Consider the following 11,326-nt stretch of genomic DNA (forward strand, 5'->3'; position numbering starts at 1 on the left):
AGGAGCGCGGCTGCTGGTCACCCAGGGTCTTTCCCCCTTTCGATGGCCATATGATCTGCGGGACGGATCTGGGGGATGGAGGACGCGTTGGACATCGTTGAGCGGTCCGAACTGCTGGTGGTGGGGCTGGCCGTACGCACCACGAACGCCGACGAGATGGACCCGTCGAGGGCGAGGCTGCCGGCGGTGTGGCAGCGGGCGGGTGCGCCGGGGGCTTTCGCGCACGTGCCGGGCCGGCTGGACGAGAACCTGTACGCGGTGCTGACCGACTACGAGAGCGACCACCACGGCGCGTACACGCAGATCGTCGGGGTCGGTGTCAGGACCGTTCCACGACTGCCCGAGGGCATGGTCGCGGTGCGGGTGCCGGCGGGGCAGTCGCTGAAGGCGGAGGCCAGGGGGCCGATGCCGCAGGCGATCATCGAGGCGTGGCAGCAGGTGTGGAAGCACAGCGAGTCGGGCGGCACGCCCTCCAGGTCGTTCACCACCGACCTGGAGGTGCACCACCCGGCGGGCGCCGATCTCTACATCGCGGTCTGACCCGCCGGCGGGCGCCGCGGGGTCATTCGTCGTCGTCGGGCGGGTCCGTGGCCTGCCACGCGGCGACGAGCAGCGGGGTCGTGTAATGCGTCACGAAAAGCGTCAGCGCCAGCGGCGCCAGCAGGGCCACGGGCACGGTGAAGGTGAGCCGGCCGCCCTCGAAGCTCCAGAGGTTGGCCAGGACGAGCAGCGAGCCGAGCACCAGGCTGGTCGCCCGGTGCGCGGAGGTGAAGGCCCTGCGCCGCTCGGCCAGCTGCCGCTCGTCGAGGAAGCGTTCGGGCAGGTAGAGCACACCTCTGGTGCCCGCGTGGAGCCAGCCGGTCACCGGCAGCCCCGCCAGCAGGCTGATGCCGAACATCGACAGGTAGACGTTGCGGGCCAGGTCGCTCGGCGCGTAGCGGGCGATCACCACCAGCCCCGCCCACAGCAGCACCAGGGCGGCCACCGCGACGGCGACCAGGCGGCGCCGGGCGGGCCTGGTGGCCCACAGCCGGCCGGCGGGCAGGTTCTCCAGGCGCTCGCGACGCTTCTCCCACGTGTCCATCACGACCCCAGCCTGGCGAACGGACGGAGCGAGAAGACGACCTCCACCGGCACCTCGAAATACTCGGCGATTCTCAGGGCGAGGAACAGCGACGGGCTGTACTCGCCCCGCTCCAGGTAGCCGACCGTCTGGTAGTGGACGCCGAGGGCCGCTGCCAGGTCCTTGCGGGAGATCCCGCGCTCGGCCCTGAGCATCGGGATCCTGTTGTAGACGACCTCGTTCGACACCGGGAATCCTCACCTGTGGGTGACCCTGCGCAACAGCCACGGTGCCAGCACCATACCGGCCAGCGCCCACGCGCCCATCACCGTCGCCGCGGTCCCGAGCTCCCACGTGCCGTGCAGCTCGCCCGCCGCCGAGTCGAAGAAGGCCGCCCGCAGCCCGTGGGCCTGCCAGTAGAGCGGGAAGGCCTGGCCGATCCACTGCACCGCCTCCGGCATCATCCGCAGCGGGACCATCACGCCCGACGCGAGCATCAGCAGCATGGTCGGCAGCCCGATGACCGCCGCCGCGGTCTTCGCGCTCGGCAGCATGGCGCCGATCGCCGTGCCGAGCGGGACCACGGCCAGCGTGCCGAGCGGGAGCACCCACAGCAGCGTCAGCCAGTCGGAGGGCGCGCGCAGGCCGCCGAAGGCGGCCCCGAGGGCCATCATGACCGCCGAGTGCCCCGCGATGTGCAGCAGGAGCGAGAACGCCCTGCCGGTCACGTACACCGGCATGCCCTTCGGGATCGCGCGCAGCCGCAGCAGCGCCCCCTCCTCCCTGTCGGCGGCGATCAGCATCGGCAGCGACATGGTGCCCGCCGAGAACACGGTGAAGGCGATGAAGCCGACCGCCATGAAGGCGCCCATGCCGACCCCGCCGCCGGCGGGGTTGTCGCCGATCCACAGCATCATCAGGACGAACGTCACCATGCCCACGAGCTGGCCGCCCAGCTCCCTGCCGTCCCGCATGATCGAGCCCTGCTCGATGAGGCCACGCCTCACGCCCAGCGCCAACGTGTTCACGCCGCGGTCCTTTCCACCAGGTTGAGGTAGCTCTCTTCGAGGGTCGGGCGCCTGATCTCCAGGCCGGGGACGGGCCCGCCGTACCGCTGGTGCAGCCGCCAGGCCAGCTCGGACGGCTCGGCCGTGTGCTCGGCGCCGTCCCGCCAGCGCACCAGCGAGGGCGCCTGTACGGCATGGGCCAGCTCGGCCGGCGTGCCGAACACCGCGATCCGCCCGTCGACCAGGATGGCGATGCGGTCGGCCAGCTTCTCGGCCTCGGCCAGGTCGTGCGTGGTGAGCACGATCGTCGTGTCGAGGCCGCGGATCAGGTCGTGGAACTCCCTGCGCGCCTCCGGGTCGAAGCCTGTGGTCGGCTCGTCGAGGAAGAGCAGCTCGGGCCTTCCGACGATGCCGAGGGCCACGTCGAGCCTGCGCCGCTGGCCGCCGGACAGCCGGCCGACCTGGGCGGCCGCCTGCCGGCTCAGGCCGAGGGCCCGCAGCAGCTCGCCGGTGTCCCAGGGGTCGGGGTAGTGGGCGGCGACGTGGTCGAGCAGCGTGGCGACCCGCCAGCGGGGGTGGTCGCGCCAGTCCTGCAGCACCACGCCCAGCCTGGCCCGCCACGCGTCGCCGCCGGTGGCGGGGTCCTGGCCGAGCACCCGCACCTCGCCGCCCGTGCGGCGCCGGAAGCCCTCGAGGATCTCGACCGTGGTCGTCTTCCCGGCGCCGTTGGGGCCGAGGAGCGCGACCGTCTCCCCGCGTCTCACGTCGAGGTCGACGCCGCGCAGGATCTCGCGCGGGCCGTACGACATCCGCAGCCCGCGGACGCTCACCACAGTACTCATGCTCGTGAATGTAGTAGACCTACTACATTCGACACAAGCTCTATGACATCGGCGACGCCGCCTGAGGGTCAGAGGCCGAGGGCCGCCATGGCGGAGTCGACGGCGAGCGGGCGCACGACCTCGGCGGGCAGATCGCGGAAGCTCCACGTGCAGTCGGCCAGCCCGCCCAGCGCCACCACGGCCCGCACCTGCGCGGCGAGGGGCGCGTCGACGCCGACGAGCATGGCGCCGAGCCGTTCCCGCCACTCCGACACGATCTCCAGGAGCCCGAGGTCGTTCAGGATCGAGGTCTCGCGCACCGCGACCATGAGGATGTCGCGATGCCTGAAGTGGAAGTCGAAGTAGCCCTCGAGCAGGGACCGGGGCTCGATGTCGGGGCGGGCGGTCGTCTGCTCGAGGAAGATCCTGCCGTCCTCGATCAGCGGCACGATGATGCTGCGCACCAGCTCCTCGCGCGAGGCGAAGTGGTAGTAGAGCGCCGGCTTGGTGATCCCCAGCCGGTCGGCGATCTCCTGGAGGCTGGTCCGCTGCACCCCCTGCGCGATGAACAGCTCTCTGGCCACCTGCTGGATGCGTTCTCTGGTCTTTCCCTGTGCCACGACACCCCAGCTTACTTATCGATCGGTAAACAGCTATGCTTACTTATCGATAAGTAAGGAGACCTGATGAAGATCCTGATCTCCGGAGCGAGCGTCTCCGGCCCCGTGCTGGCCTACTGGCTCAGCCGTTACGGCTTCGCCCCCACCGTCGTCGAGCGGGCGCCCGCCCTGCGCAAGGCGGGCGGCCACGCGGTCGACCTGTTCAAGCCGGCCATGGACATCGTCGAACGCATGGGCGTGGTCGACGCGATCATGGGAAGGAAGACCGGCACCGAGCGGATCACGATGCTCAGGGAGGGTTCCGCCAAACCGGTGACCATCGAGGTGGCCAGGCTGATGGGCGGCATGTCCGACAGACATGTCGAGATCATGCGCGACGACCTCAGCGAGGTCCTCTACGAGGCGACCAGGGACGACGTGGAGTACGTCTTCGGCGACTCCATCACCTCGATCTCCGACGACGGACGGGTCACCTTCGAACGCGGCGAGCCGCGCCGCTTCGACCTGGTGATCGGCGCCGACGGCCTGCACTCCAACGTGCGGCGGCTGGTGTTCGGCCCCGAGTCGCGCTACGCGCACTGGCTCGGCGCCTACATCGCGGTCGCCACCATCCCCAACTACCTCGGCCTCAGCGACCGGATGATCGGCCTGCCCACCGTCGACCGCATGATCGGCGTCTACAGCGCCCGCCAGATGGACGACGCGCGCGTCTTCTTCTTCCTGCGGCCCGCCGAGCAGCTCGACTACCACTACCGCGACACCGCGCGCCAGAAGGAACTGCTGCGCGCCCACTTCACGGGTCTGGGCTGGGACGAGACGCCCAGGCTGCTCGACGAGGTCGACCGCGCCGAGGTGTTCTACTTCGACTCCATCACCCAGCTGCACATGGAGACCTGGTCGCGGGGCCGCGTCACGCTGGTCGGCGACGCCGCCTACTGCCCGGGACCCGCGGTCGGCGGCAGCACCAGCATCGCGGTCGTGGGCGCCTACATCCTGGCGGGCGAACTGGCGGCGGCGAAGGGCGACCACACCCGCGCCTTCGCCGCCTACGAACGGGAGATGGCCGACTACGTACGGCGCAGCCGCGAGTTCGCCGTCACCGCCGCCAAGCGCCTCATCCCCACCAGCAGGGCGGGGACGTGGGCGCTGGTCAACGGCGCGCGCCTGGTCACCAGCCTGCCCGTCGCCCTCACCAGGGCGGTCACCAGGCGCAGTGGCGCGAACCTCGGCATGCACGACACCTTCGAGCCGAAGGACTACAGCTTCCTCACGCCAGCACGCCCCCCTGCCTGAGCTTGGCCGCCCGCTCGCCGTCCAGGCCCCAGGCCGTCAGGTCCGCCAGCCTGGTGGCCGGGGCGAGATCCGGTGCCGGCACGCCGACCAGCCGGGGCGCCGGCACCGGCTGGACGACCTCGCCCACCCTGGTGAAGGTGCCGCGCGCCGCGTTGTGCGGGTGATCGGGCGCCTCCGCCATGGACAGCACGGGCGAGACGCACGCGTCCGAACCGGCGAAGACCGCCTCCCACTCCGCCCTCGTCCGCTCCTTGAAGGCCGCCTCCAGTCGCAGCCGCAGCGCGGGCCACTGGGCCGGGTCGTTCCTGTCGGGCAGGTCGCCGAGCCCCGCCTTCTCCACGAACTCCGCCCAGAACTGCGGCTCCAGCGCGCCGAGGGCCATGAAGCCCCCGTCGGCGGTCTCGTAGGTGTCGTAGAACGGGGCTCCCGTGTCCAGCAGGTTGGTGCCGCGCGGCCCCCATCCGGACCGGTAGAACATCGCGAACAGCAGGGCCGCGCCGTCCACCATCGCGGCGTCGACGACCCGGCCCCTGCCGGTCCGCTCGCGCTCGAACAGCGCCAGCAGCACGCCGTAGGCGAGCATGAGGCCGCCGCCGGCGAAGTCGCCGAGGATGTTGATCGGCGGCGTGGGCTTGTCGCCGGCGCGTCCGAGCGTCGACAGCACCCCGGAGATCGCGATGTAGTCGATGTCGTGTCCCGCGGTCGCGGCCAGCGGGCCGTCCTGGCCCCAGCCGGTCATGCGGCCGTAGACGAGGCGCTCGTTGATCGCGTGCAGGTCGGCGGGCCCGATGCCCAGGCGCTCGGCGACGCCGGGCCGGAAGACCTCGATGACCACGTCGGCGTGCGCGGCCAGGTCCCTGAACGCCGCCACGCCCTCCGGTGATTTCAGATCGAGCCCGATGGTGCGCTTGCCCCGGTCCATCACGTCCGTGCGCGGCCGGTCGGAGACGGCCGCCACCCTGTCGACGCGCAGCACCTCGGCCCCGTGGTCGGCGAGCATCATCCCGGCGAAGGGCCCGGGCGCCAGCCCGGCCAGCTCCAGCACCTTCACCCCTGCCAGCGGTCCCTGAGTCATGCTCAAGAACTTTATTCGGTACGGCCGCGCGGCGACAGTCCCAGTAAGATCGTCATGCCGCTCGGTCCGACGGACAGACCCGCACGTTTGTCAGGGGTATGGGAAACTTGCGCCTTATGGCTTCGCAATCCGATCAGCTGATCGCCCACCGCTACCGCCTGGCCAGTGAGCTGGGCAGAGGCGGCATGGGCGTGGTCTGGGAGGGCCACGACACGCTGCTCAACCGGTCGATAGCGGTCAAGGAGGTCTTACTCCCGCCCGAGCTGTCCAAGGCCGACAGGGAGCGCCACCTGATGCGCACCGCCCGCGAGGCGCGTACGGCGGCCAGACTCAACCACCCGAGCGTCGTGGCCGTCTATGACGTCGTGGAGGAGGACGGCCGCCCGTGGATCATCATGGAGCTGGTCCGCGCCCCCGGCCTCGACGAGGTCGTGGCCACCCAGGGCGCGCTGCCCGTCCGGGAGGCCGCCGAGGTCGGCCGCCAGGTGCTGTCGGCGCTGAAGGCCGCCCACGAGGTGGGCATCCTGCACCGCGACGTCAAGCCGAGCAACATCCTGCTGTGCGACGACGGCCGCGCGGTCCTGACCGACTTCGGCATCGCCACCGCCGAGGGTGACAGCTCCCTCACCAGGACCGGCATGGTCACCGGATCGCCCGCCTTCCTTGCCCCCGAGCGGGTGCGCGGCCTCGACGACATCGGCCCGCCCTCCGACCTGTGGTCGCTCGGCGCCACCCTCTACGCCGCGCTCACCGGACGCTCGCCCTTCGACCGCGCCGAGCCGATGGCCACCCTCTCGGCGCTGCTGGGGGAGGAGCCCGACTACCGCAGGATCCCGCCCGCCCTCCACCCCGTGCTGAAGGGGCTGCTGAAGAAGGAGCCGGAGGAGCGGCTGACCGCCGCCGAGGCCGACACGCTGCTCCAGCGGATCATCGAGGAGCAGGCCGCCAAGCAGAACCTCGACGACGATGACGACGACCGTCCCGCCCGGCGCGGCCGCCGTACGACGCTGATGGCGGCCGCGGCGGCGGTGCTGGTGGTCACCGTGGGAGCGGGCGCCTACCTGAAGCTCTCCCCGGACGAGGCGCAGGGCAGCGCGCGCGTGCCGCAGGCCGCCGCCACCCGGCCGGTCGCGGCCACGGGCACCCCCGCCCCCTCGGCGACGCCGTCGGCCACCCCCGCCCCCTCCAGGCGGCCGGTCGCGCTCACCCGCCTGTGGACCTCGCCCGACGGCTGGTCGATCCAGCGGCCGACCCGGTGGAAGGGCGCCCGCGCCCAGGCCTACACGCAGTGGACCCGCCCCGACCGCTCCGCCCATCTCGGCGTCGAGGAGCAGTACGCCACGCTCGACCCGCACCAGATCCTGCGCGACGCGGAGGAGAGCATGACCGCGGCCACGGACGTGCGCACCCTGCGCCGCAAGGCCGTGCAGGGCGCGGTGGAGTGGGAGTTCACCTGGACCGCCGCCCCCGGGCACCCGTGGGCGACGGCGGGCCGGCTCTACCACGAGGTACGGCGGGCGACGGTGGCCGGCGACACGGCGTACGTGGTGTCGTGGACGGTCGCCGACGAGCAGTGGCGCCGCTACGGCAGGATGATGCGCCAGGTGATGGGCAGCTTCACCGCAGCGGGCTGACGGGCGGGCCGCGACTCTGGCCGCGGGTGGGCGGGAAGGGCCGACGGCCAGGTGTGGTCAGGGGGCGGGCCGCGTCCTAGGGTCGGGCCCATGACTCCCTGGAACCTGCTGGCCCTGGCCCCGCTGCCGCCAGAGGCGATAGGCGGCCTGCTCGCCCCGCTCGGCGAGCGCATCACGCTCGTGACCGCGCGCGACAGGGCCGCGATGGACGCCGCGCTCCCCGAGGCGGAGGTCGTGCTCGGCGACTGGAGCGGCACCCTGGCCATGGACGCCGCCGCGGTCGCCGCCGCCCCGCGCCTGGCCTTCGTCCAGCAGCCGTCCGTCGGAGTCGACGGCCACGACCTGGCCGCGCTGTCGGCGGCCGGGGTGCCGCTGGCCAACACCGCGGGCGTCAGCGCCACCGCGGTGGCCGAATGGTGCGTGGGCGCCGCGCTCGCCATGACCCGCCGCATGGTCGCCGCCGACGCGGCCGTCCGCGCGGGCCGGTGGCCGCAGCTCGACCTGGGCCCGCGCGAACTGTCGGGCTCCCGGGTCGGCATCGTCGGCTACGGCCCGATCGGCGAGCACTGCGCCCGCCTGTTCGCGGCGTTCGGCTGCGAGGTCTCCCACTGGACGCGCACACCGCGCGCTTCCGGCCACGCCCCGCTCGACGAGGTCGTCGCCACCTCCGACGTGCTGGTCGTGGTGATCGCGCTGTCCGACCAGACGCGCGGACTCGTCGATCCCGCCGCGATGAAGAAGGGCGCGTTCCTCGTCAACGCCGCCCGAGGCGGCGTGGTCGACCAGCGGGCACTGGCCGCGGCGCTGCGCGAGGGGCACCTGGCGGGCGCGGCGCTGGACGTCTTCGACAGCGAGCCCCTGCCGGACGGCGACCCGCTGCGCGGACTGGACGGCCTCCTCCTGTCTCCCCACGTCGCGGGCGTCACGCCCCAGTCCACCGTCCGGCTGATCGCCGCGGTGCTGTCCAACCTGACCGCCGCGCTCGACGGGCGGCCGGTCGCCAACGTGGTCAACGACGCGCCCGCGCGGGTCCGCAGACGCGACGTATCAGGTCAGTAGTGTTTCCGTCGGTTCGCCGTCCGCGTAGGGGTTTCACCTGGGACGCTAGGAAGTTTTCGGGGGTTTAACCACCCCGGCCTGTTCCGAGCTGGATCAGGGAGATACCGTCTTACGGACGATCTCGATCGCAGCTTCTGGGGGTGTTTCTGTGACAACGATGTCGGCCCACCAGCGGGCCGTCGAACAGATCCGGCAGTCCTACGCCGAGATTCCCGAGGGAGCGGCTCCCCGGCTGGCCAAGGCGACCTCCAACCTGTTCAGGTTCCGCGACACGGGCAAGGCCGCCAAGCTGTCGGCCCGCGACCTCGACGAGGTCATCAGCGTCGACCCGGACACGATGACCGCCGAGGTCCAGGGCATGACGACCTACGAGGACCTGGTCGACGCCACCCTGCGCCACGGGCTCATGCCGTACGTCGTCCCGCAGCTGAAGACGATCACCCTCGGGGGCGCCGTCACGGGGCTCGGCATCGAGTCGACCAGCTTCAGGGACGGCCTGCCGCACGAGTCGGTCGAGGAGATGGAGATCCTGACCGGTGACGGCCGCGTCGTGGTCGCTCGCGACGACAACGAGCACCGCGAACTGTTCCGGGCCTTCCCCAACTCCTACGGCACGCTCGGCTACGCGCTCAGGATCCGCATCAGGCTGAAGAAGGTCCAGCCGTACGTCAGGCTGACGCATCTGCGCTTCACCGACGCAGCCAAGTGCATGCTGGCCATGCAGGAGATCTGCGAGCAGATGGTGCACGACGGCGAGCCGGTCGACTTCGTGGACGGGGTGTTCTTCGACCCCACGGAGATGTACATCACGCTCGGCCGCTTCGCCGAGCGCGCGCCGTACACCTCCGACTACACCGGGATGCGCATCTACTACCAGTCGATCAGGAAGCGCGGCCGCGACTGGCTGACGGTGCGCGACTACCTGTGGCGCTGGGACACCGACTGGTTCTGGTGCTCGCGTGCCTTCGGCGTGCAGCAGCCGCTGGTGCGCTCGCTGATGCCGCGCCGGTGGATGCGCTCCGACGTCTACCGCAAGCTGGTCGCCCTCGACCGCAGGTACGGCGTGGTCGCCAGGGTCGACAGGTGGCGCGGCGCTCCCGTCCAGGAGTCGGTCATCCAGGACGTGGAGACCCCGATCGAGCGGGGCGCGGAGTTCCTGGAGTTCTTCCACGCCAAGGTGGGGATGACCCCGGTCTGGATGTGCCCGCTGCGCTCGTCGAGCGCCTGGCCGCTGTACCCGCTCGAGACGGGCAAGCTCTACGTCAACTTCGGCTTCTGGGGCCTGGTCCCGCTGCCGCGCGGACAGTTCGACGGCTACTACAACCGGCTGATCGAGAACGAGGTGCACCATCTCGACGGCCACAAGTCGCTGTACTCGACCTCGTTCTACGCCCGCGAACAGTTCTGGAAGCTGTACAACGGCGATGCTTACTGGCCGGTCAAGCGGGAATACGACCGGAACGGTCGCCTGCTGGACCTGTACGACAAGTGTGTGCGGGGAAGGTGAGAGATGGCTCTCGCGAGCATCTTTGAGAAGATCGTTGGTGCGGACACCAACATCGCGTTCATGGCTTACGACGGCAGCAAGGCCGGTCCCGACGGTGCGGACGTGCGCATCGAGGTGAAGTCTCCCATCGCCGTGGCCTATCTGGCGCAGGCGCCCGGAGAGCTCGGCCTGGCCAGGGCGTACGTGTCGGGGCACATCGACGTCCATGGCGACATGTACACCCTGCTGGACCGGATGTGGAACATCACCACCAACGACCTGACGCTCGGTGAGAAGATCGAGGCCGTCCGGGCGCTGGGTACCAAGCCGCTGCTGATGCGCGTTCCGCCGCCGCCTCAGGAGATGCGCAGGAGCACGCTGGCCAGGCTCGGCTCGCGCCACGCCAAGCAGCGTGACGCCGAGGCGATCCACCATCACTACGACGTCTCCAACCGGTTCTACGAGTGGGTGCTCGGCCCCTCCATGGCCTACACCTGCGCCGTCTTCCCCCGCGAGGACGCCTCGCTGGAGGAGGCGCAGTTCACCAAGTTCGACCTGGTGGCCAGGAAGCTCGACCTCAAGCCGGGCATGCGCCTGCTCGACGTCGGCTGCGGCTGGGGCGGCATGGTGATGCACGCCGCCCGCGAGTACGGCGTCAAGGCGCTCGGCGTCACGCTGTCCAGGCAGCAGGCCGAGTGGGCGCAGAAGGCGATCGTGGACGCGGGGCTGCAGGACCTGGCGGAGGTCCGTTTCATGGACTACCGCGACGTCGCCGAGAGCGACTTCGACGCCGTCAGCTCCATCGGCCTCACCGAGCACATCGGCAAGGAGCAGCTGCCCGGCTACTTCGCCGACCTGTACGGCAAGCTCAGGCCCGGCGGCAGGCTGCTCAACCACTGCATCACCCGCCCGACCAGCACCGAGAAGACGATCAACAAGGGCGGATTCATCAACCGCTACGTCTTCCCCGACGGCGAGCTCGAGTCGGCCGGCTACCTCATCTCGATGATGGAGAACTCCGGCTTCGAGGTCCGTCACGAGGAGAACCTGCGCGAGCACTACGCCCGCACGCTGAAGTTCTGGTGCGACAACCTGGACGACAACTGGGAGGACGCCCTCCAGGAGGTCGGCCAGGGCACCGCGAGGGTGTGGCGGCTCTACATGGCCGGCTGCATCGTCGGCTTCGAGCGCAACAAGGTGCAGCTGCACCAGGTCCTGGGCGTCAAGCTCGACAGGGACGGCGGCTCCCAGGTGCCGCTGCGGCCGTC

12 protein-coding genes are annotated in these 11,326 nt (G+C 70.9%); 6 read left to right on the forward strand and 6 right to left on the reverse strand.

The window, feature by feature from the left end:
• The first annotated feature begins 87 nt into the window (after nt 1-87).
• On the forward strand, nt 88-540 hold the full coding sequence (locus ACWENQ_RS40050) for a GyrI-like domain-containing protein (RefSeq protein ID WP_452418937.1): 453 nt from the start codon (nt 88-90) through the stop codon (nt 538-540).
• Between the two features lie 22 nt (nt 541-562).
• On the opposite strand, the gene ACWENQ_RS40055 is transcribed toward ACWENQ_RS40050, so the two are convergent.
• From ACWENQ_RS40055 to ACWENQ_RS40075, 5 genes are all read right to left on the reverse strand, one after another.
• Nucleotides 563-1,087 carry a hypothetical protein gene (locus ACWENQ_RS40055; protein WP_452418938.1) on the reverse strand — a complete coding sequence of 175 codons (525 nt, stop codon included), beginning with the start codon at nt 1,085-1,087 and terminating at the stop codon, nt 563-565.
• A complete protein-coding gene (locus ACWENQ_RS40060) occupies nt 1,084-1,278 on the reverse strand; it encodes a helix-turn-helix transcriptional regulator (RefSeq protein ID WP_354916703.1) in 195 nt (64 codons plus the stop codon). The genes ACWENQ_RS40055 and ACWENQ_RS40060 overlap by 4 nt, the downstream gene beginning before the upstream one ends.
• 42 nt (nt 1,279-1,320) lie before the next feature.
• Nucleotides 1,321-2,091, reverse strand: coding sequence for an ABC transporter permease (locus tag ACWENQ_RS40065; RefSeq protein ID WP_452418940.1), 771 nt, complete (start codon nt 2,089-2,091; stop codon nt 1,321-1,323).
• Complete coding sequence (locus ACWENQ_RS40070; protein WP_452418942.1) at nt 2,088-2,912, reverse strand: ABC transporter ATP-binding protein; 825 nt, start codon at nt 2,910-2,912, stop codon at nt 2,088-2,090. Before ACWENQ_RS40070 ends, ACWENQ_RS40065 begins: the two co-directional genes overlap by 4 nt.
• Before the next feature lie 68 nt (nt 2,913-2,980).
• Nucleotides 2,981-3,511, reverse strand: a complete 531-nt coding sequence (locus tag ACWENQ_RS40075; protein ID WP_449931280.1) for a TetR/AcrR family transcriptional regulator — start codon at nt 3,509-3,511, stop codon at nt 2,981-2,983.
• Between the two features lie 66 nt (nt 3,512-3,577).
• Between ACWENQ_RS40075 and ACWENQ_RS40080 the strand changes: the two genes are divergently transcribed.
• Nucleotides 3,578-4,804 carry an FAD-dependent monooxygenase gene (locus ACWENQ_RS40080; RefSeq protein ID WP_452418943.1) on the forward strand — a complete coding sequence of 409 codons (1,227 nt, stop codon included), beginning with the start codon at nt 3,578-3,580 and terminating at the stop codon, nt 4,802-4,804.
• On the opposite strand, the gene ACWENQ_RS40085 is transcribed toward ACWENQ_RS40080, so the two are convergent.
• Entirely contained in the window at nt 4,779-5,879 is a 1,101-nt protein-coding gene (locus tag ACWENQ_RS40085; protein WP_452418945.1) for a CaiB/BaiF CoA transferase family protein, read from the reverse strand. The genes ACWENQ_RS40080 and ACWENQ_RS40085 overlap by 26 nt on opposite strands.
• A 116-nt stretch (nt 5,880-5,995) precedes the next feature.
• On the opposite strand from ACWENQ_RS40085, the gene ACWENQ_RS40090 reads away from it, so the two are divergent.
• The 4 genes from ACWENQ_RS40090 to ACWENQ_RS40105 form a co-directional block, all read left to right on the forward strand.
• Nucleotides 5,996-7,513, forward strand: a complete 1,518-nt coding sequence (locus ACWENQ_RS40090; protein ID WP_449931274.1) for a protein kinase domain-containing protein — start codon at nt 5,996-5,998, stop codon at nt 7,511-7,513.
• A 90-nt stretch (nt 7,514-7,603) separates the two neighbouring features.
• Entirely contained in the window at nt 7,604-8,572 is a 969-nt protein-coding gene (locus ACWENQ_RS40095) for an NAD(P)-dependent oxidoreductase (RefSeq protein WP_452418946.1), read from the forward strand.
• A gap of 157 nt (nt 8,573-8,729) precedes the next feature.
• Nucleotides 8,730-10,079: an FAD-binding oxidoreductase gene (locus ACWENQ_RS40100; RefSeq protein WP_449931371.1), complete on the forward strand. Its 1,350-nt coding sequence runs from the start codon at nt 8,730-8,732 to the stop codon at nt 10,077-10,079.
• A 3-nt stretch (nt 10,080-10,082) separates the two neighbouring features.
• Nucleotides 10,083-11,326, forward strand: a 1,244-nt coding sequence (locus tag ACWENQ_RS40105; RefSeq protein WP_452418948.1) for a class I SAM-dependent methyltransferase, incomplete at its 3' end; no start/stop codon positions are given.

The organism is Nonomuraea sp. NPDC004354 (assembly GCF_053602555.1).

Excerpts from the sequence above, each read along its gene's own strand:
- ACWENQ_RS40060 (WP_354916703.1), bottom strand. The coding sequence starts at position 1,278 with ATGCTCAGGGCCGAGCGCGGGATCTCCCGCAAGGACCTGGCAGCGGCC.
- ACWENQ_RS40090 (WP_449931274.1), top strand. The coding sequence starts at position 5,996 with ATGGCTTCGCAATCCGATCAGCTGATCGCCCACCGCTACCGCCTGGCC.
- ACWENQ_RS40070 (WP_452418942.1), bottom strand. The coding sequence starts at position 2,912 with ATGAGTACTGTGGTGAGCGTCCGCGGGCTGCGGATGTCGTACGGCCCG.
- ACWENQ_RS40085 (WP_452418945.1), bottom strand. The coding sequence starts at position 5,879 with ATGACTCAGGGACCGCTGGCAGGGGTGAAGGTGCTGGAGCTGGCCGGG.
- ACWENQ_RS40080 (WP_452418943.1), top strand. The coding sequence starts at position 3,578 with ATGAAGATCCTGATCTCCGGAGCGAGCGTCTCCGGCCCCGTGCTGGCC.
- ACWENQ_RS40100 (WP_449931371.1), top strand. The coding sequence starts at position 8,730 with ATGTCGGCCCACCAGCGGGCCGTCGAACAGATCCGGCAGTCCTACGCC.
- ACWENQ_RS40095 (WP_452418946.1), top strand. The coding sequence starts at position 7,604 with ATGACTCCCTGGAACCTGCTGGCCCTGGCCCCGCTGCCGCCAGAGGCG.